The organism is Gottfriedia sp. NPDC056225 (assembly GCF_042267765.1).
GTDB lineage: Bacteria > Bacillota > Bacilli > Bacillales > Bacillaceae_G > Gottfriedia.
This window is the reverse complement of the sequence record NZ_JBHJTJ010000019.1, coordinates 1-20,869: the sequence shown is the minus strand read 5'-3', so window position 1 is coordinate 20,869 and position 20,869 is coordinate 1. Positions and strand designations below refer to the sequence as shown.

Genomic DNA, 20,869 nt, shown 5'->3' with positions numbered 1-20,869 from the left:
GCTTTATATATGGGAGGGAAATGATTATGAGTAATACTGCAATTTCAGTGAAAGGATTGAAAAAATCCTATAAAAATATAGAGGTGCTAAAAGGTGTAGATTTTGAGGTGAAAAGAGGCAGTGTTTTCGCTTTACTGGGCTCCAATGGTGCTGGTAAAACGACTATTATTAAAATCTTAACTACATTAATACAAGCGGATAAGGGGGAAATTGAAGTTTGTAGTTTGAATATTCAAACAAATCCAGGGCAAGTTCGTAAGAAAATCAGTCTAACCGGACAAAACGTAGCAGTAGATGACATTTTGACAGGGCGTGAAAATCTCGACTTAGTAGCAAAACTCCGCCACTTGCCTGATCGAAAAAAAGCTGTGGAGGAAAGTCTACTCCGTTTTGATTTAATTGAAGCTGGTGATCGAGCTCTTGCTACTTATTCTGGCGGTATGAAAAGACGATTGGATTTAGCCATGACAGTACTTGGCTCACCGGAACTTGTTTTTCTTGATGAGCCTTCTGTTGGACTTGACCCGGAAGCACGATTAGCTTTGTGGGATGTGATTCGTGATATGGCAAAAGCGGGAATTACTGTGTTTCTCACTACACAATATTTGGAAGAAGCCGAACAACTAGCTGACCGAATCGCCATTTTACATGAAGGAAAAATTCTTGTAGAAGGTACGATGGATGAATTAAAAGCAATTCTTCCGCCTAAAAAAGTAGAATACGTGGAAAAACAGCCAACACTTGAGGAAATTTTCCTAGTTGTTACTGGAAAGAGAGGGGAATAGAAATGAATGGAAATCATTTTTTCAGCGATACGTTTACAATGTGCAGTCGAGTGATGAAGCATTCGCTTCGAAGTATTGATACTATTATTACAACGATCCTCTTGCCGATTATGCTTATGCTCGCTTTTGTCTATATTTTCGGTAGTGCCATGACAATGAATAAAGTTGATTACGTGAATTTTATCGTTCCAGGTGTGTTGCTTATGTGTATTGGAATGGGAATTTCCTATACAGCAGTTCGAGTGAACACAGACATGACAAAGGGAATATTTGATCGATTTCATTCCATGCCAATCGCTAAATCATCGATACTTGGAGGGCATGTTATCTCAACTTTAATATTAAATTTATTATCAGTTGCTGCAGTGATTCTCATTTCTTTTATCATGGGATTCCGTCCTCACGCTGATTTTGTGGAATGGTTATTAGCAATTGGTATGATTTTGCTTACCGTATTTTCTTTCACTTGGATTGCAGTGGCATGTGGACTTATGTCAAAATCGTATGAAGGTGCGAGCGTATTCTCTTATCTGCTTATGGGCTTAATGTTTGTAAGTTCTGCTTTCGTTCCAACAAATAATATGGGTAGCAAACTTAGAGCATTTGCCGAAAATCAACCAATGACACCAATTGCTGAAAGTGTGCGTTCACTTTTAGCTGGGCAACCGGACTATGGTAATATATTAACTGCTGTATTATGGTTAGTTGGAATTGGAATTTTATTTTATATGATTTCAATGAAGGTATATAAAAAAAGAATGAAATAAAATATCGAAGTACGGACTGGAGAATCTCTCAGTTTGTACTTTTTTTATTTTGGCAAAATGTTATACAAAGAAAAATATGTAGAGACGTTGGAATAAGTCCACGAACTGATAATATTAAATAGAAAAAGATTACTACTATGAACTATTCAAAGTGGTAATCTTTTTAGTTAGAACAACTTAGATAAAATACTCTTAACTCCTGAAACCTTTGATTATAAGGACTAGATTTACAAGTAACTTCAGTATTACTTCTTATTCTTATAAAAACAAATCAATAAAAATATATTAATAAAAATAATAACAACCAAATAAAATAGATTTTGTACTAAATATTTAATGTTATAAAAAGCTTGTCACATCTTACAAAACAAAACTATAGAACAGCTAACTCTTACTTTTGTATTCTTTTAATCTGTTTAAAAAGTTTAAAAGGCACTTGTTTAAGGAGAATTGGGGGAGAAAACAATTTTGGTTACGAATTGAGTTAGTTTAATAACTCAAAATCAAGTATGATAGAAATAATATAATTTTGTACTAAAGGAAGATTATGATGAAGAATCGATTTTCAATTGGAGAAATGGCAAAGCTCCATAATACGACTATAAAAACCCTTAGATATTATGATGAAATTAGTTTGTTAAAACCAATACATACAGACATAAACAACGGTTATCGATACTATTCCACCGAACAATTTGAGCACCTAAACACCATTCACTATTTAAAGGAATTAGGATTTTCTTTAAAGGAAATCAAACAACATTTAGAAAACCGAGATATTGACAGTTTTTTGTTTCTACTTGAGGAACAAAAACAATTAACTGAGCAAAAGATAAGAGAATTAGAAAGAGTAAAACAACGATTTCAAAATCGAATTATGGATATAAGAACAGCAAGAGAAATAAAGGAATTAGAAGTTCCTTTCATAAAAGAAATGAAAGAAAAAACGATTGTAAGATTAATGGAAAGAATCAGTTCGGAACCAGAGCTTGAAGTTACTTTGAGAAGATTAGAGGATTTGTCAAATTTAAGTTCTTCTATCTTTATTGGAGGGGTAGGTCTAACTGTTAGTCTAGATCATATAAAAAATACTAAGTTTGACGAATATAATTCAATTCTATTATTTACGGAAGATGATGATCTTCAAAGTCCACTTATTTCTACACTTCAGGAAGGGAAATACGCCTGTATTTATTATAGAGGAAACCATATGGAATCTTCGATGTATTACAAAATTTTATTGAATTATATTGCAGAAAATGGACTTGAAATAATAGGTGACTCGATTGAACGGACGATTATTGATCATTATATTTCAAAAAACAAAGCTGATTATTTAACTGAATTGCAAATCCCAATAAGCTATTGACCCTCCTGTAACCGGAGGGTTTATATTTTGTTTATGACTAATTTTGAAAGGGGTTTTCAAATGTTTGATTCAACAACATTATTACTTTTTATTGGAACAGCCATTATTTTAATTATTATTCCCGGTCCAGATTTAATTTTTACTCTTACACAAGGAATGACAAATGGTAGGAGAGCTGGAGTGGTCACTGCGATGGGGTTAAGTTTAGGGAATATCGTACACACATTAGCAGCAGCGCTTGGTCTTTCCCTTATTATAAAAACTTCAGTTGTGTTATTTACGATCTTCAAATCGTTGGGAGCAATTTATTTATTTTATCTCGCATATAAATCTCTGAAACATCGAAAGGGAGTACTAAGTCTTAACAATGAGAATAATAGTGAAACAAAAGGTTTGTTTTTTAAAGGATTGCTAATGAATATATTAAATCCAAAAGTAGCCATTTTTTACCTTACCTTTCTTCCACAATTTGTAGACTACAAAGCACCACACGTCGCGTTACAAATGTGTATTCTAGGTTTAATTTTTATCATTTTAACGGCATTAATATTTAGCTCTTTAGGCTATTTCTCAGGAACATTTCGAGATCGATTATTAAAAAATCCACGATTTAACGAGTATATGAATATCACAGCTACAATTATTTTCTTCGCATTAGGATTAAAACTGATCACTACTAGTATTTAAAAATTGTCTACTCAAAAGGGGAAATTGTATTTCATTAAGAAACATACAAAGGGCCGTCCTAAAAACTGAGAATATGGGTGGCCCACATGGGTTTACGTGTATGCTTTTAAAATGAATACTCCAGTAGGGTTTATCATTCAATACATATTTTAAAAGAATCCTTATTTATTGAACGGTGATATATAATATAATCAGTACTCGAAAAGTAAAGTCATAAAAAGGGGATCTAGCAATGGTATTATCTTTAAGAAATGTTCAAAGTTCAGATTTAAAACAGTTAATAACGATTGAAAATGAAGGCTTTTCAAAAGAAGAAGCTGCTACAAAAGAAGCGTTTATAGAGAGGATTCAATTAATCCCTGATACATTTATTGTTGCCGAAAAAGACGGGGAGATTCTTGGTTATATTAATGGCCCAATCATTAACCAACCGTATATAACAGATGATCTTTTTGAGAAAATTAAATTGAATCCGGATCAAGGTGGCTATCAAAGTATTTTAGGATTGGCAGTTTCCAAACAGGCAAGAAAACAAGGGATTGCAAAAAACTTAATTGAAAAAATGGACGAGCTTGTAGAGGAAAACGAAAGATTAGGAATTACTTTAACATGCAAACAGGAATTAGTTTCTTTTTATGAAAAGCTAGGATTTGTAAATCATGGTTTATCTGATTCAAAACATGGTGGAGTGAGTTGGTATAATTTAGTTAAATTAAAAGAGGCCAATTAATAGATTGTATAACAAATATTGAGATGAAAAGTTGGTCACTGTTTGGTCAATGAATCATCGACAATAGTAACGCATCGAATACAATGTTTCGACGCGTTACTATTTGAAATTTATTTAGTAGAAGTTTCATATTCTTCATCTGTAACAGGTTTCAACCATTCTGGGGTACCTGCAGTTATTGCAATGTGCTAAAAACCAACTATCTTTCGCAGCACCATGCCAATGCTTCACGCCATCGTGAGTGATGATTACATCCCCGGCCTTTAAGAATTGTGCGGGATTCCCTTCTTCTTGGTACCAACCTTCCCCACCAGTTACTAAAAAATTTGAAATCCATCTCGATGGACATGCCAATTATTTCTGCAACCTGGCTCAAAGGTCACATTACCAACACCAACATTTACATTTGGATCGGCAATTAAGGTTTTAAGATAACTTTGTCCTACAAAAAATTGTGCAAATGCTTCATTTTTTTAGCCGACAGGGAATATGACACCATTTTTTACTTCTTCATGTTTTATCATTTTATTTTCTCTTAAACTTATATCTAATCAAACAGTTGGACGAATATCATTAATGGCTACATCTGTTGTTTTAAATAAGTTATTTCTTTAGCCAGTCTATAGTAAAAAGATGTCTCAAAAACTATGCTTTTGGGACATCTCTTTAAAAACTATTAAATTGTGCTAGTGTCGATCACGAATCGATATTTCACATCTGATGCTAAAACTCGCTTGTATGCTTCGTCAATGTGATCGGCAGAAATAACTTCAATGTTAGGGACAATGTTATGTTTTCCACAGAAGTCTAACATCTCTTGAGTCTCACGAATTCCTCCAATCATAGAGCCTGCAAATGAACGACGATGACCTATAAGTGAAAAAACACTTAGAGATAACGGCTCTGCTGGGGCACCGACATTTACTAGCGTACCATCTAGACTGAGTAGCCTTAAATAAGCATCCATATTTATTTTTGCACTTACAGTGTTAATAATTAAATCAAAGGTTCCTGCAAGATTTTTAAATGTTTCTGAATCGTTTGTAGCGTAATAGTGGCTTGCTCCAAATTGTAAACCGTCGTCTTTTTTGTTCAATGTTTGTGACAGAACGGTTACCTCTGCACCGAGTGCATGTGCAATTTTAACTGCCATATGCCCAAGTCCACCCATACCAATTACAGCGACCTTCTTACCAGGCCCTGCTCCCCAATGGTTTAATGGAGAATATGTAGTGATACCTGCACAAAGTAATGGTGCAGCAACATCAAGTTCAATGTTATCAGGTATTTTAACCACGAAATCTTCTGTTACAACGATGTGGGTTGAGTAACCACCCTGAGTTGGCTCGCCATATTTGTCAACGCCAGCATAAGTAGGTGTATTTCCTTTAAGACAGTATTGTTCTTCTCCTTTACGGCAGTTTTCACAATCGCCGCATGAGTCAACCATACAACCAACACCAACTCGATCGCCAACCTTGTATTTCGCTACCTCTGCTCCTACATCCGTTACTATTCCGGCAATTTCATGTCCCGGTACAAGTGGGTAGTGCACATGACCCCATTCTCCATGTGCAGTATGAATGTCGGAATGGCAAATTCCAGCGTATTTTATTTCAATTAGAACATCATTTAAATCAAGATCACGTCGTTTAATCTCAGAAGCTCGAAAGGACTTGTCAGGACCATCTACAGCTCTTGCTTTTGCAGTTATCATAAATAAAACCTCCTAAAAAATATTTATAAAGAGAACAAAACAAATCACTCAGGTTAAACTCTACTTGGATATTTACCTTAAATTTATTCTCTTGCACCATCATCATAATCCCTCTAGTTAACTCTAGGTCAAGCGATTAAATTATTTTTTTGAGGAATCCAAGTTTCTTTTTTGTGACATAAAAAAAATAACGTGATAAAATCCCTTCATAATAATAGAGTTGGCTCAGGGGCTAAATCATAAAGAGAGGAAGATAAGTGTTGAAAACATATTCAATCGGGGAAGTAGCAAAAGAATTGAAACTTACTGTATATACTTTGCGATACTATGACAAAGAAGGGCTTATGCCTTTTGTGGAACGGACAACCAGTGGTATACGAGTTTTTAAAGAATCTGATATAGAGGCGTTAAAAATAATTGAGTGTCTGAAATCTACAGGGATGCCAATAAAGGAAATTAAAAATTTCATAGAATGGTGTTCTGATGGAGATTCCACATTACAACTAAGATATGACTTGTTTATGGAAAGAAAAGCGAATGTAGAAGCACAGATGGAAGAATTAAAAAAAACTATGGAAATTATCGAGTACAAATGTTCATATTATCAAATTGCTTTAGAAGCAGGAACGGAAAATATTTTAAAAAACAATAAAAAAGAAACTTTGAATTGTCAGTAACTAAAAGCCCCCCACCGATTCATAAATGAGTTATGAATTAGTGGTCATTATTTTTTTGAGTCAACTAATCAATTTAAACTTGATCAGTATGTAAACCTGATTTTGTTGTTGATCGATGACTCCAAAAATCTAAACATATACACAAATGTAAAGGCAAATCTCAACTCGTAAACGAACAATTATTATATATTATAAAAAATTTATAAAATTTTATTTTTTCTAATAACAACACCGATGAAAGCGTTATCAATATAGAGGAACTTAAAATCCGATATTGACAATCAGTTTACTAGGATTTATTATTCAATTAATGAAATTACATAACAGAAACTTATCGAGAGTGACCGAGGGATCAGGCCCTATGACGTCCGGCAACCTCCTTGAAAAGGAACGGTGCCACTTCCTGCAGAATGAAATCATTCTGATAGATAAGTCGAAAACAATCGTTTCCGATGCCTCTTTCTGAATGAAAGAGGCTTTTTATGTTTTTATATACTTTTCAATTACAGGGGGGATCTCTTAATCATTCTACAAGATATTAAGGAATTTGTTTTATAACTTACTTTTATAAAATTTTTTATTTAAACAAAATGCAAGCTTAGTTGATAGTTAACTTGTTTAGATGAATAATAAGGGAGAGAATAGAAATGAAATATGGTTTTTGGTTACCGATTTTTGGAGGATGGTTAAGAAATGTGGACGACGAAAAGATGCCACCAACCTTTGATTATGCTAAAGAAGTTATTCAATCAGCAGAAAAATGGGGCTACTCAACTACTTTAATAGCTGAATTATATTTAAATGATATAAAAGGACCAGAACATGATTCACTTGAAGCTTGGTCGACTGCAGCTGCTCTAGCAGCAGTGACGGAAAAAATTGAAATTATGACAGCAATACGCCCTGGTTTTCATAATCCAGCTGTAACAGCGAAAATGGCAGCAAATATCGATCAAATCAGTAATGGCCGTTTTACGTTAAACGTAGTTTCTGCTTGGTGGGCAGAAGAAGCGCGTCAATACGGTGGCATTTTTACAGAGCACGATGAGCGTTATGCGCGAACTGAAGAGTTTATTGATGTTCTAAAAGGGTTATGGACAGAAGAAACCTTCAATTATTCTGGCCAATTTTATAATTTAAAAGAAACGAAGCTTGCTCCAAAACCTGTTCAAAGACCTAATCCACTGCTCTATGCTGGAGGTGAAAGTGAAAAAGGTAAGCAAACAATTGCTGAAAAATGTGATGCTTATGTGATGCACGGTGGAACAGTTGAAGAGATTGCTCGAAAAATAAATGATATGAAAGTTCGCCGTGAACAAACTACTAATGCACCATTTAGTTCTTTCGGTATGGCTGCTTATGTTATTTGCCGCGATACAGAAGAAGAAGCTTTTGCAGAGCTTGAAAAAATCACATCCGTAAAGGAATCAAGCGGTTATGCAGGGTTTAAAGATTTCACAACAAAATCACAATTAGAGCAACAAATACAATTACAAGATTATTCGGTTTCAAATCGTGGGTTAAGACCAAATTTAGTTGGTACGCCTGAACAAATTGCAGATCGAATTTTACAATACGAAGAAGCGGGCTTAGACTTACTATTATTACAATTCTCTCCTCAACTAGAGGAAATGGAACGCTTTTCTAAGCAAGTTATGCCTTTAGTAGAACAAAAACGTAGTTTAATAAATAGCTAGAATGGGGATATGAAAATGAGCAAAGTATACGTTATACATGAAAATAGTGAATGGACACTACATTTAACAAAAAGATTAGAGGAGCTAGGTGTTCCTTATGAAGAATGGCACTTAGATGAAGGAACGGTTGATTTATCAGTAGCACCACCAGAAGGAATCTTCTACAGCCGAATGAGCGCTTCTTCTCATACACGTGATCATCGTTTTGCAGCTGAATTAACAGGGCAAGTATTAGCTTGGCTTGAGGCACATGGGCGTACGGTATTAAATGGAACAAGCGCTTTAAAGCTAGAAGTTAGTAAGGTTTTACAATACTTAGAATTAAATAAATATGGTGTAAAGACGCCAAAAACAATTGCAGCTGTTGGAAAACAAAATATTATTAACGCGGCTGAAAAATTTGCAGGACAGTCATTTATCACAAAGCATAATCGTGCTGGTAAAGGATTAGGTGTTCAATTATTCCATAGTGTAGAAGCATTAAAAGCTTATGTGGAAGGGCCTACTTTCGAAGAGCCAGTCGATGGCATTACACTTATTCAAGAATACATTCTATCCCCAGAAAGCTACATCACTCGTTGTGAGTTTGTAGGTGGAAACTTTGTTTATGCTGTTAAAGTTGATACTTCAGAAGGATTTGAACTTTGTCCAGCAGACGCATGCCAAATTGGAGATTTATTCTGTCCAGTAGGTGAAGAAGTAGAAGAAAAACCTAAGTTCCAAGTCATTGAAGGATTTGATGACGAAATTTTAACTAAATATAAAGAAGTTCTAGCTAACAACAGTATCCAGATTGCTGGAATCGAATTTATAAGAAATGCTGAAGGTGAAATTTATACTTACGATATTAATACAAACACGAACTATAATTCTGATGCAGAAGAAAAAGCAGGGAAATTTGGTATGCTCGAAGCAGCTTTATATTTAAAGAAAACGTTGGAAGAAAATTATACTAACGTAAATGCTTAATTTAGAAAAAGAATGAATAGCTAATGGCCTAAACCTATGAAAAATGAGGTTTGGCCTTTTTTTATTGGCAACTGTGAGGGGAAATTGAAGTAGATTCCAATTTTAGGTATAAGTATAGGTGCAATTATCTTTATATTAAACTACAGGCACACTTATCGGAGAGTATTTAGAGAATCGCAATTAATATGAAAAATACCCTTCCTTTCGTTTAATTAACAAAGTTCTCAATTAAAAAAAGAGATCGATTGATTTAATTTCATAGTTGAATAGAAAAATTTACGAATCACTTTATTGAATTAAGAGAAATAGGCAATTAATTGAGAGGAATATGCTAACGATTAAATTTAATATATTGATAATATAAGATTGTAAGTTGATCTGAATTTTTAAGCTAGAAATGAAAGAAGTTCAATTGGCTCCGTTTCTGAGGACTTGATTATGAAAAGGTTCTATTAACATTCAAATAGGGGGATGCAAATGAAAAAGACTTTGTATCTAATGAGGCATGGGCAAACATTATTTAATAGTAGAAGGAAAATTCAAGGTTGGTGCGATTCACCACTTACAGAGTTAGGAATTAAACAAGCAGAGACTGCTGGTGCATACTTTAAAGACAATAATATTGTTTTTGATCACGCCTATTGCTCTACATCTGAAAGAGCAAGTGATACGTTAGAGCTTGTGACGGATTTGCCGTATACAAGATTAAAAGGATTAAAGGAATGGAACTTTGGAACGTTTGAAGGTGAAAGTGAAGATTTAAATCCACAGTTACCATACGGTGACTTCTTTGTTCAGTTTGGCGGGGAAGATCAAAAAGACCTCCAACTAAGAATTGCAACTACTTGCCAACAAATAATGGAAGAGGATAACGAAGTAGTTTTAGCGGTATCTCATGGGGCGGCTTGTAGAAATTTTATGAGATATTGGGAGCATACTAGTTCAATTTCACAACAAGTAAGAATCGGGAATTGTTGCATTTTGAAATTTGAATATGAGAAAAAAGAATTTAAATTAGTAGAGATTATTAATCATAATTTAAGCGATATAGTCCAAGTATAGATTGGGTTAGTTTTAATATTAATAGATTACATATTATTGAAGGTGAGGATATTTTGATGGAATATACAAAACTTGGAAATACAGGATTAGAAGTATCTAGACTTTGCCTTGGTTGTATGGGGTTTGGAGATGCAAATCGTTGGATCCATCCATGGGTTATTGATGAAGAAAGTAGCCGGACAATCATAAAAAAAGCACTTGATTTAGGGATTAATTTTTTTGATACAGCGAACGTCTATTCAGAGGGAACTAGTGAAGAGTTTGTAGGTCGAGCTTTAAAAGATTATGCAAATAGAGACGAAATCGTTCTTGCAACGAAAGTTTATTTTCCTATGCATCAAGGTGCTAACGGCTCAGGACTTTCCCGAAAGCATATTATGAGCGAAATTGATAAAAGTCTTAAGCGTCTAGGAACAGATTATGTGGATTTATACCAAATCCATCGTTGGGATTATCATACTCCCATTGAAGAAACAATGGAGGCACTGCATGATTTAGTGAAGGCTGGTAAGGTAAGATATATCGGTGCTTCTGCTATGTATGCATGGCAATTCTTGAAAGCTTTACATGTCGCTGAAAAAAATGGTTGGACTAGATTTGTAACAATGCAAAATCATCTTAACCTTATATACCGCGAAGAGGAAAGAGAGATGCTACCTCTTTGTAAAGAAGAAAAAATTGGTGTAATTCCATATAGTCCTCTTGCTTCAGGTAGATTAACACGTGATTGGTCTAATACGACACTAAGATCTGAAACGGATGAAACTCAGAAATCTAAATATGGAGCTACTGAAAATACTGACAGACTTGTAGTAGAGCGAGTTGCAGAAATCGCCGAAAAACAAGGCGTATCAAAATCACAAATCGCACTTGCCTGGTTACTACAGAAGCAACCAGTTACTGCTCCAATTATTGGTGCCACTAAAATTTCTCATTTAGAAGATTCAGTGGTGGCTTTATCGGTTAAGTTAACTGCTGAAGAGGTTGCTTATTTGGAAGAGCCTTATGTTCCACATCCGGTAGTCGGTGCTTTAAATATTAATTAATGTAATCTCAAAGATAAAGTGTTAACATCCTCTGATTTCCTTATTGGAAGTCAGGGGTTTTTATGTTTTATTCAATTGCTATAAAATCAATTAAACATAAAACTGAATATTTTGAATTTTGTCGATAAATATAGTTGAAATGATAGTTTTTTACAAAATATGGAAACAGTCAACTTTCCATATAATCAAGTTAGAATGGGAATGAAACCAAGAAGGGGGGGAGTAGAGTAAATAATTTTAAACTTTTTTTCTTTTGAAAGACAAATGATGTCTACCGTCTTCAAACAGTATTCCATAATTGTATGTTCCTTGTAAATGTCAAAACTAGTAGTAAATGAATCACATAGGAGTTGTGAAAATTAAATTATTAGTAGTTTTGCAGTACATACTCTTTTTAAGTGTTCGAATAAAGTTAGTTCTGTTGTTACCCATTCGTTTTGAACATACTTTTTTGTTGGTGTGTATTTTTAAACATGTATATAACAAGTTTAGTTATGTTTAACAAATATTAATAATCAGGAGGAAAGATATGAAAATACTAAATATTAGACATGTACTAACTAGTACAATCATCACTAGTTTATTATTTTCTACAGGAGTTCATTATAAGGTAATTGCTGAAACTAAAAGTCAGAATAATGAAAAAGATGTTAAAAAAATGTTATTAAACTTAACGGATGAACAACGGAAGGCATTAAAAGATCTCGACGTTTCTCCTGGATTCGTTATTTCTCCTAATATTAACCAGGATAGTTCAGAGCTAGTAAAAGTTATTGTTGAGTTTAATCAGGCTCCTGCAAAGGTAGAAGTTTTAAAACAAGCATTGAAAGGGAAAGAATTGTCGCTTTCTTCCGCAAAAAATCAACAGGAAAGTGTTCATTCTAAATTTAAATCTGAGTGGGCAAAAGTAAAGAGTCAGAATGAGCGGAAAGTAGTAAAAATGAATGACGCTAAGATCACAAGAGAGTTCGATAATGCTTTCAATGGTGTAGCGATGACATTGCCTGGAACAGCTGTTTCTCAACTACTAAGTACGGGTGTTGTTAAACGAATTTGGGAAGATACATCAGTGAAGCTTGATGATCCAAAAGAGGCTGATGAAATGCAAACATCTACACCAACTAAAGTAGATGATAGCCTTCCACAAATCGGTGCGGACAAGCTTCATGAAGAGAACATTACTGGTAAAGGAGTTAAAGTAGGAGTAATTGATACAGGTATTGACTACAACCATCCTGATTTAAAAGGAATTTTTAAAGGCGGTTACGATTTTGTTGATAATGACTCGGATCCAATGGAGACAACGTATAAAGATTGGAAGGCTTCTGGAAAGCCAGAAACCGATACAACTGGTAATAGTTATTATACTTTCCATGGAACACACGTATCAGGATCTATTGGAGCGCAAAAAACAAACAACTCACCTTCTGCAGTAATGGGAGTCGCTCCTGACGTTGATCTATATGTGTACAGAGTATTAGGACCGTATGGTAGTGGGACAAATGATGCAGTTATTGCAGGGATTGATAAGGCTGTTAAAGATGGAATGGATGTTATTAACTTATCGTTAGGTTCAAGTGTTAACGACCCACTTAATCCGACATCGATTGCGATTAACAATGCGATGCTTGCAGGTACTGTTGCATGCGTTGCTGCTGGAAATGCGGGTCCTGATGAAAAAACACTTGGTGCTCCTGGAGCAGCTGCCTTAGCAATAACGGTTGGGGCAAGCGATGTGTCGCTTACAATTCCAACATATAATGCAAGTGCTGGAGATCAAAAGTTTACTAGTATGCAGTTATTAGCTGAAAATTATACAGATAAATTAGAAGAACTTCAGAATACGACTTTACCAATTGTTGATGTAGGATTAGGAGCAAAAAGCGATTATACAAATAAAGATGTAGCAGGTAAGGTAGCACTGATCCAGCGCGGAAACTATACTTTAGATGAAAAAGTACAAAATGCGAAAGCAGCTGGTGCAAAAGCAGCCATTTTATATAACAATGTTGATGGAAATATAGATGTCTATATTGGTGAGGGACCGAATTACATTCCAACCTTCCGCATCTCTAAAGCTGACGGAGAACTTTTAAAAGGACAAAAAGAAATTAAATTCGAAACATTAGGTAGCGTAAAATCAGAAGGAGATCACCTAGCTGATTTTAGTTCAAGAGGTCCAGCAGAAGGAACTGATGACATTAAACCAGATGTCGTAGGACCTGGTGTAGCGATATTCTCTACACTTCCTGAATACATTAATGATAAACAGGACGGGACGAATTACGATATGGCATATGGTCGTCTTTCAGGAACATCAATGGCTACTCCACACGTAGCTGGAGCTGCAGCTTTAATCTTGCAGGCACATCCTGATTATACACCTTTTGAAGTAAAAGAAGCATTAATGAATACAGCAGATAAAATGAATGGGGATTATGCTGTTAATGAAGTTGGGGCTGGTAGAATTGATGTATATGAGGCAGTCCACTCTGATACATTACTAAAAGTTAAGGACAAAACGATGAATGAACAAGACGGCAACTTAGTCGAAATTGATGAAGAAACAGGTTCAATTGCTTTTGGAACTCACTATGTAGGAGAAGCTAAGAAAATTGAAGACAGTCGAAAAGTTGTCATTGAGAATCACAATAAACAAGAGTCAAAGAAGTACGACGTTAGTGTTGAGTTATCGAGTGCAAAAGGCGATGTTCAAGATGCAGTCAAAAATGGAGTGCAATTAAAGGTACCAAGTACAGTGTCGGTAGAAGCAGGAAAATCTGCAGAAATTAATCCGACGATTTCTATACCTAAAAATGCGGCATTCGGAAGGTATGAAGGATTTATACGTTTTGTCAATTCAAAGAATAAAGAAGAAAACTATCAAATTCCATTTTCAATTAGTTTACGAGATAAAGGGTTTGAATATATGAGATTGGGAAGACCAATGATTTCCAACAATCCAGATAATCAACACCCGTATTGGACGCCATACACAACTGTCTATTTCAAATTGTCAAGCCCATTAAAAACGATTGATGTATTAGTAAAAGATGGGAAAACAGGTGAGCCAATTGGAATTGTAGGAAGTATGAACGCAGATAACTTATTAACAGATAGGGATTATTACATTAATGCACTATTTACTGGTGAAGTTTATTTGTTCACAAATGATAAAAATCACCCAATTTCCGATGAAAAGAAGAAACTACCGGAAGGAGATTATCTTTTTGAAATGATTGGGTATGATGAACAAGGTAAATCGTACAGTAAGGATGCGATTGTAATGATTGACAATACGCCTCCAAAAGTAGAGTTATCGATGAAACCTGGTCTATACGAAGTAAATGATTCAATGTTTACGACTGAACCTGGTATAGATGGTCCTGCAATATGGGTACATGGAAACATTTACGATTCAACGGTTGATGTACTCAAACAGAAAGGTGTAAATATTGATCAATCTACTAATGGTGTACTTTGGTGGGAGTATAACTTCTATAACTATTATTTACTTACGATTGATAAAGATGGCAATTTTAGAATGCCTGCAACAAAGAGTGAATTAGACAAAATGAGTTACATCGATTCCAACCTTTTTGCCTTTGATGATGCAACGGCATCTGATGGTTATCCACAAGGCATTAAGAACTATAAGTTCATAAAAGAGGGGACTGAATATACAGTACCAACCTATAATAAAGATAAGCTCCGACTTGGTGATGAAATAACAATGACATTGAATATAAACAATATAAAACAATTCGCTTCCGGAGAGTACACTGTGCCTTTTTATAAAGACAACTTTACATTACAAAATGTTAAAATTAACGACGCATTTCAAAAATATGCTAACGAAAAAGGTGTGAAAGTTAATTTAACAGCACCTGTATTAAGTTCAGGAGCTGTTAAATTAGGAGCCTCCATTGATCAAGGAAATTTAATTATTGATAAAGACTTACCTTTTATAGATGTCACGTTTAAATTGACAAATGATAAACTTTATTCAAAGACCGGCTATTTATTTGATGTAACATCATTTAAATATAAGAAAACATCAAATGCTACGGCGACTACATTAATTCGCGGCTTTAAAGATAAATCGTTTAATGTTTTACCAAATCAATCAATTGTAAATGGAAATATTATGTCGGAAGCTTTCATGAAAAATGGTCAGCTTGATCCGACGATTGATTTCTCAAAGATTGGAGCAAAAGTTTACGCTCAAGATGTAAATGGTAAAACATTTAATGCGTCGAGTATTACTCCAAATGGATACTTTACGATTGATAACATACCTTTATCTGATAAAGCTTATGACATATATGTGAAAGTGCCAGGTCATCTTACAAGTAAATTAACTACGAAAATAAATAGAGACATCAATGGCGATTCTGCTGGGGTACAAATGTTAGCACATTTGGATGAAAACCATGCAGGTGATGTAAATAAAGACGAAGTGATTGATGTAATGGATGCAATCTATTTACAAGTTTATTGGGGTACAAATAAACGAGATGCAGACATTAACAATGATGGTGTAGTTGATGAAAAAGATATGGCATTTGTGGAGAATAATTACTTAATGCGAAATACTTCAATTGGAAATTCACCAACACCTAAAAAGAAATATAAATCACAAACTTTAGAAAGTATTAAGAAGGAACTGGGAATAAATTAATATTTAATAAAGTAATATCTTTAGATTTTAATTGGCTTCGGTGCTAAACCGGAGTCTTTTTTTATACAAAAGAAGAGGGAGATTCATGTTACTGTTTATTGATGACAATCAACCGATAAACCGTGATTAGAAACTCTTATACTGAAAAACCGATTAATTGATACCTCTACCCAAGAATCTAATTTTTTAAGTATAAAGCAAATGAGTATAGGGAATATGACTCAAGGTAATTTAGAAAAGTTTATTGAAATATACATAATGAATTTTAGACAATAGTTTGAAATTAAACAGAAGAAACAATAATTATTGAGTCGAAAATAACTGAAATGAGTAGATTTTAAAATAACTCAGTCTAATCGAAGAGAAATATATGAATTATTTTATTGGTTTCATCATGATTTGATATTGGCACGGATTTTGCAATTAAGTTGATAGATAAGGAGGTATTTTTTCGTTTAGTTAGATTAGTATATTGGAGGTGATTTTGAAGGGTAGTAAACTGTAAAATAATACTATAATCAAATATTTAAATGGTAACCAACTAGTGTGGATTCTAGTGTAGGGCTAAGTTTGTTTTTTACTCGTGAATACAATTTATAATTCTCTATACTGGAATTGCTACAGATTTTTGAAGGTAAACGAAAAGATATTGAGGAAGAATTAGAAGGACTTGAAGGCATATTAGATGCAGATTTTAATGTCACATTTGATTCATTTAAAAAAGCTTTACAAAAAGCAGATATAGACGTTGAATATACTTATCTATTAAAAGGTTTAAGAGGGCAGTGTATTCATGATGAACTTTGTGAATTATTGCTAAGTTAAGTAAGATGGGATCATAAAGATGAAGAAACTCAAACCTAAGTGTATAAAGGGATGGGCTTTTTTGTGTGATGAAAATTAAATGCAACGCCCCAAAATGGGTCGCTGCATTAGATTAATTGAGAAGTTAAATTTATTTTCCTCAAAACATAATGCCGCGTGTGGTCATAATTACTTTATTAGTGATCTTAAAAGGAACCTTTGAATATTCTTTTTCCCAATTTAACTTCTCCCATGTTTTTGAATGATATGCCATTAAATGCCTGCCAATTCCTAATGCATCACAATTTGCTTCTTGAAGAATGTTTATTACTTCTTTCATTTCATCTTCCATTTTCCTAGTAATTTTTTCTTCAATTTCTTTTTTCTTTTTATCACTAGCTAAATTTCCACCAGTGTATTCATTTAGATCAATCTTAATTTGTATATCAATGTTGACCTCAGGTTGACCGTTTACAATTTTCGTTTTGAGGCTTCTGTTTTCGTTTTTTACTTTAAATGAGACAACCTCTTTATTCTCATTAATTTGTTCAGAAAAGCTCATTGCTGTGCCTTTTTTGTCTTGCATTAATAAAAGTAATTTGGACTGGTATTCATCGAGTATTTTTCCAGTGAATTTATTATTTTGTAAAAGACCTACACCTTTAATCTTAAGTGTTTCGTCATCTGTTTTTTCTAAATAGGGTAGGACTAAATCATAACCTGGATCATCCATTTTTTTATAAATCGATTCTTGAGTCTCCTTTGGGATTAAGGAAAGATTTTCGGCACTTTCAATCATTTCTAAAAGTGATTCGCCGATCAATATATCCTTGTAAGTTTTCATTTCTAAAATACTGGATGCCTGACCCTTTACAATAACTACACGCGAGGTAAGTGAGCTTCTAATATATCGAAAAAAATTATCAAAGTAGGGATACAAATTGTTTTTCGCAAGGTCTTCGCCAAGTAGCATAACTAATAATTTGTTGGCAGAAAAGTTCCCTGGTATTTGATAATCAATTTTATGTCGTGCATCTCTTACTGAATAGCCTTCCTCTTTTGCAATGTAATTGATTGCTTCAGTTTCACCACCTTTAGAAACACTAGTTCTAATAAGTGCAGTTGTTTTAATTTTATTTTTAGGAGCCTGATCCAAAGCAATACTTAATACTAGAGCAGAGTCTTTTAATGAGTGCTGATCCCAACACCCTGTTAAAAAAAAGACTAATAAAAAAGGAATGTAACGGGATTTTTTCATATAACTTTAACTTCCTTACTTTTGATTTTAAAAAGAAGGGAAATACATAATATTAAAAGAGGAATGACAATTAAAAAACAGACACTAGCAAACGAAAAAATAGTTAAAAGTTTTTGCATAAAATCTCTAGAAACTGGTAGGAAATTTCCACCTAGAAAGATGATCAAGCAAATCGTAAAGATAGGTAGAGATTGATTTTTATGTAAGTTTAATAAATTTGATATGCCAACACTCGCTAAAAATAAATAAACTACATATGATGAAGCAATTACAACAAACCAAATTGATAGGAATAATAAATCAAGTCGCTCTAATTCTTGGAAGAAAGTTAATGTTTTAAATAAATAAATCGTTGGTTCCGGTATTAGCTTCATTTCTTTTGGACTGAAGAATCCAATACATAAAATGACAATAAATAGATAAATAATTGTGACAAATAATACAGAGAACACTGTACTTTTAATTGTTTTTCTGTGGTGATCCTTAACAAATGGATAGACAACCAATAGGCATTCAAATCCAGCTGACAAAAAAATAGTATGATAGCTTCCATTTAAGATATCAAGAGAATTCACTTGGCCAATCGGTAATAAATACTTCCAATCTATACTTTGATATGCGTCTAGACTAAATAAGAAAATAATAAAAATAGCCCAAAATGTTAACTGGAAGAGGCGAGTCATGGTACGTAAACTTTCTTTCCCTAAGTAGACACCAATTACTAATAATAGAAGTAAGATGCCCCAATAAGGTGTATTTGGAAAGACCCATTTAGAAAAACTACTTAGGTAAAATTGATTAATAAGAAAACTTATATAAATAAAATACAAAATATAACTAATAATCAATAATCCACCAATCCATTTGCCAAAGAAAAGTTTACAAATTTCATAAATGGTCAAATTAGGAAAACGCTTATGAATAAACGAGTAAAGAATGACTAGACAGATTGAAAAAAAGCAAGAAACTAGTATGGAGATCCATCCATCATGTTTACCATATTTATAGAGAATCATCGGTATAATGAAAATGCCCATATTTAATTGTGCGATTACCATATAAAAAAATAATTGAAAGGATGTAATCGTTTCTTTTTTATGAATTATCATTTTTCCACCCCTTCGTTCCATCGGTTTGAACAGGATCATTTGGAAGTGCATTTGTAGGTCGAGATTTCATTCTCCAAAACGGCACCCGAATAATGGTATCCTTTAAGTCCTTAAGTCGAATTGGTGCCAAAGGAGAAAAATATGGAGAACCAAATGATTCGAGCTTAACTAAATGGATGAAAATAAGCATTAATCCAAATATTATACCTACAATTCCATATAATGAGGCTACGATCATCATTGGAAAACTTAGTATTCGAAGTGAAAAACTCATTTCGTGAACAGGAACTACAAATGACGCTACTGCTGTAATTGCAAGTACAACAGTCATGGTATTTGAAACTAAATTTGCCTCTACAATCGCCGTACCTATAACGAGTCCACCAACAATACCAATGGTTTGAGCAATTGGACTTGGTAGTCGAATGGATGCTTCTCTTAATAATTCTAATGTTAATTGCATAAGGATAGCTTCTACAAATGGATGGAAAGGGACATATTCGATACTATTTTTTATGGTAGTAACTAATTCATATGGAAGAATTTCATAGCTAAACGAAACAATTGCTATATAAATTGCAGGTAAACAAATACAAATAAAAAAACTAAAAAGTCTAATTAAACGAAGAAATGTCCCAATTAAGACTCTGCCGTTATAATCATCTGGAGTTTGAAAAAACATAAAGAATGTAGCAGGCATAACAGAAACGGTAGGACTTCCTTCTACAATCACGGCAATTTTTCCATCGTTTAAATTAGAGACTACTCGATCTGGACGTTCAGTTTCTAATAATTGTGGAAAAGGTGAATAGGACTTATCTTCAATAAATTCTTCTAGCTTTCCAGGAGTTAGAGTATTTTTGAGGTAAATAGAATTTATTCGATTTTTTACATTGTTAAGAATATCTTTATTTACGATATTGTCTATATATAAAATTGCGACATTTGTACCAGGTTCTCCAACTTGTACCATTTCTATTTTAAAATCCGAACTTCTAATTCTATTTCTAAGATAATTAATGTTTTTACTTAAACTCTCAACAAATCCGTCATGTGAACCTGTAATAATTTTTTCGTTATCAGGTTCATCTGATGATCTTACTTCAAATGAGACGGTATCTACAATAAATGCTTCTTTTGACCCATCAGTTATTAAAATTGTATTTCCACTACTAAGAGCGGTCCTTATTTCATTGAAATCAGTAGTGGTGGTAATATTTGAAACCGGTAGATCAGTCATTATTTGACCTTGTTTTATATTAATAAGAATCTTTATAATTTTTTCGTTGATAATATCTTTATTTGAAATTGTATCGATAAAAGCAATACAAAGAGGTTTATTATTGAATGTAATTGTTCTTGTTTTAAAATCAAATACATTGGAAAATTCATTTTTTATATTTTTTAAATTAATATTAATATCTTTATGGATGGAATTAGTTTCTGCATTTTTCAATATTTTTCCACCTCCAGTTAGTAATATCTTTTGTTAAATTAGTAAACATATTCAC

Annotated in this window: 16 protein-coding genes, 1 pseudogene and 1 riboswitch; of the genes and pseudogenes, 12 read left to right on the top strand and 5 right to left on the bottom strand. The window is 33.5% G+C overall.

What is annotated here, in order from left to right; all coding sequences use genetic code 11:
- Positions 1-26 precede the first annotated feature (26 nt).
- The 5 genes from ACFCYN_RS13755 to ACFCYN_RS13735 all read left to right on the top strand — a co-directional run bounded on the left by ACFCYN_RS13755 (position 27) and on the right by ACFCYN_RS13735 (position 4,338).
- Positions 27-785 (top strand): ABC transporter ATP-binding protein, encoded by a 759-nt coding sequence (locus ACFCYN_RS13755; RefSeq protein WP_375949867.1) that lies wholly within the window; start codon positions 27-29, stop codon positions 783-785.
- 2 nt (positions 786-787) lie between these two features.
- On the top strand, positions 788-1,552 hold the full coding sequence (locus ACFCYN_RS13750; protein WP_375949865.1) for an ABC transporter permease: 765 nt from the start codon (positions 788-790) through the stop codon (positions 1,550-1,552).
- A gap of 550 nt (positions 1,553-2,102) precedes the next feature.
- Positions 2,103-2,921: a MerR family transcriptional regulator gene (locus ACFCYN_RS13745; RefSeq protein ID WP_375949863.1), complete on the top strand. Its 819-nt coding sequence runs from the start codon at positions 2,103-2,105 to the stop codon at positions 2,919-2,921.
- A 60-nt stretch (positions 2,922-2,981) separates the two neighbouring features.
- A complete protein-coding gene (locus ACFCYN_RS13740) occupies positions 2,982-3,608 on the top strand; it encodes a LysE family translocator (protein WP_172445539.1) in 627 nt (208 codons plus the stop codon).
- Positions 3,609-3,840: 232 nt separating this feature from the next.
- Entirely contained in the window at positions 3,841-4,338 is a 498-nt protein-coding gene (locus ACFCYN_RS13735) for a GNAT family N-acetyltransferase (protein ID WP_375949861.1), read from the top strand.
- A gap of 110 nt (positions 4,339-4,448) precedes the next feature.
- On the opposite strand, the pseudogene ACFCYN_RS13730 reads toward ACFCYN_RS13735, so the two are convergent.
- A pseudogene (locus tag ACFCYN_RS13730) lies at positions 4,449-4,862 on the bottom strand (cupin domain-containing protein).
- 152 nt (positions 4,863-5,014) lie between these two features.
- The gene (locus tag ACFCYN_RS13725) at positions 5,015-6,055 is read right to left on the bottom strand and encodes an NAD(P)-dependent alcohol dehydrogenase (protein ID WP_375949859.1); all 1,041 of its coding nucleotides are present in this window, start codon (positions 6,053-6,055) and stop codon (positions 5,015-5,017) included.
- 260 nt (positions 6,056-6,315) lie between these two features.
- Between ACFCYN_RS13725 and ACFCYN_RS13720 the strand changes: the two genes are divergently transcribed.
- The 7 genes from ACFCYN_RS13720 to ACFCYN_RS13690 all read left to right on the top strand — a co-directional run bounded on the left by ACFCYN_RS13720 (position 6,316) and on the right by ACFCYN_RS13690 (position 17,012).
- Positions 6,316-6,732 carry a MerR family transcriptional regulator gene (locus tag ACFCYN_RS13720; protein WP_375949858.1) on the top strand — a complete coding sequence of 139 codons (417 nt, stop codon included), beginning with the start codon at positions 6,316-6,318 and terminating at the stop codon, positions 6,730-6,732.
- A 328-nt stretch (positions 6,733-7,060) separates the two neighbouring features.
- Positions 7,061-7,167: riboswitch (SAM riboswitch) on the top strand.
- A gap of 212 nt (positions 7,168-7,379) precedes the next feature.
- Positions 7,380-8,429 carry an LLM class flavin-dependent oxidoreductase gene (locus ACFCYN_RS13715; RefSeq protein WP_375949856.1) on the top strand — a complete coding sequence of 350 codons (1,050 nt, stop codon included), beginning with the start codon at positions 7,380-7,382 and terminating at the stop codon, positions 8,427-8,429.
- 15 nt (positions 8,430-8,444) lie between these two features.
- Positions 8,445-9,398 (top strand): ATP-grasp domain-containing protein, encoded by a 954-nt coding sequence (locus ACFCYN_RS13710; protein WP_375949854.1) that lies wholly within the window; start codon positions 8,445-8,447, stop codon positions 9,396-9,398.
- A gap of 477 nt (positions 9,399-9,875) precedes the next feature.
- Positions 9,876-10,460, top strand: a complete 585-nt coding sequence (locus ACFCYN_RS13705) for a histidine phosphatase family protein (protein WP_375949852.1) — start codon at positions 9,876-9,878, stop codon at positions 10,458-10,460.
- Positions 10,461-10,516: 56 nt separating this feature from the next.
- Positions 10,517-11,506, top strand: coding sequence for an aldo/keto reductase (locus ACFCYN_RS13700; protein WP_375949851.1), 990 nt, complete (start codon positions 10,517-10,519; stop codon positions 11,504-11,506).
- 529 nt (positions 11,507-12,035) lie between these two features.
- Entirely contained in the window at positions 12,036-16,187 is a 4,152-nt protein-coding gene (locus ACFCYN_RS13695; RefSeq protein WP_375949849.1) for a S8 family serine peptidase, read from the top strand.
- 615 nt (positions 16,188-16,802) lie between these two features.
- Positions 16,803-17,012 (top strand): hypothetical protein, encoded by a 210-nt coding sequence (locus tag ACFCYN_RS13690; protein WP_375949847.1) that lies wholly within the window; start codon positions 16,803-16,805, stop codon positions 17,010-17,012.
- A gap of 139 nt (positions 17,013-17,151) precedes the next feature.
- On the opposite strand, the gene ACFCYN_RS13685 is transcribed toward ACFCYN_RS13690, so the two are convergent.
- Genes ACFCYN_RS13685 through ACFCYN_RS13675 form a run of 3 tightly spaced genes read right to left on the bottom strand, consistent with a single transcriptional unit; the run spans position 17,152 to position 20,814 of the window.
- Positions 17,152-18,249, bottom strand: a complete 1,098-nt coding sequence (locus ACFCYN_RS13685; RefSeq protein WP_375949845.1) for a Ger(x)C family spore germination protein — start codon at positions 18,247-18,249, stop codon at positions 17,152-17,154.
- Complete coding sequence (locus tag ACFCYN_RS13680) at positions 18,246-19,358, bottom strand: GerAB/ArcD/ProY family transporter (RefSeq protein ID WP_172445529.1); 1,113 nt, start codon at positions 19,356-19,358, stop codon at positions 18,246-18,248. Before ACFCYN_RS13680 ends, ACFCYN_RS13685 begins: the two co-directional genes overlap by 4 nt.
- Positions 19,345-20,814, bottom strand: coding sequence for a spore germination protein (locus tag ACFCYN_RS13675; protein ID WP_375949843.1), 1,470 nt, complete (start codon positions 20,812-20,814; stop codon positions 19,345-19,347). The genes ACFCYN_RS13680 and ACFCYN_RS13675 overlap by 14 nt, the downstream gene beginning before the upstream one ends.
- Positions 20,815-20,869: the final 55 nt, after the last annotated feature.

Coding starts and splice junctions, on each gene's coding strand:
- ACFCYN_RS13755 (WP_375949867.1), top strand. CDS start 27: ATGAGTAATACTGCAATTTCAGTGAAAGGATTGAAAAAATCCTATAAA.
- ACFCYN_RS13750 (WP_375949865.1), top strand. CDS start 788: ATGAATGGAAATCATTTTTTCAGCGATACGTTTACAATGTGCAGTCGA.
- ACFCYN_RS13745 (WP_375949863.1), top strand. CDS start 2,103: ATGAAGAATCGATTTTCAATTGGAGAAATGGCAAAGCTCCATAATACG.
- ACFCYN_RS13740 (WP_172445539.1), top strand. CDS start 2,982: ATGTTTGATTCAACAACATTATTACTTTTTATTGGAACAGCCATTATT.
- ACFCYN_RS13735 (WP_375949861.1), top strand. CDS start 3,841: ATGGTATTATCTTTAAGAAATGTTCAAAGTTCAGATTTAAAACAGTTA.
- ACFCYN_RS13725 (WP_375949859.1), bottom strand. CDS start 6,055: ATGATAACTGCAAAAGCAAGAGCTGTAGATGGTCCTGACAAGTCCTTT.
- ACFCYN_RS13715 (WP_375949856.1), top strand. CDS start 7,380: ATGAAATATGGTTTTTGGTTACCGATTTTTGGAGGATGGTTAAGAAAT.
- ACFCYN_RS13710 (WP_375949854.1), top strand. CDS start 8,445: ATGAGCAAAGTATACGTTATACATGAAAATAGTGAATGGACACTACAT.
- ACFCYN_RS13705 (WP_375949852.1), top strand. CDS start 9,876: ATGAAAAAGACTTTGTATCTAATGAGGCATGGGCAAACATTATTTAAT.
- ACFCYN_RS13700 (WP_375949851.1), top strand. CDS start 10,517: ATGGAATATACAAAACTTGGAAATACAGGATTAGAAGTATCTAGACTT.
- ACFCYN_RS13695 (WP_375949849.1), top strand. CDS start 12,036: ATGAAAATACTAAATATTAGACATGTACTAACTAGTACAATCATCACT.
- ACFCYN_RS13685 (WP_375949845.1), bottom strand. CDS start 18,249: ATGAAAAAATCCCGTTACATTCCTTTTTTATTAGTCTTTTTTTTAACA.
- ACFCYN_RS13680 (WP_172445529.1), bottom strand. CDS start 19,358: ATGATAATTCATAAAAAAGAAACGATTACATCCTTTCAATTATTTTTT.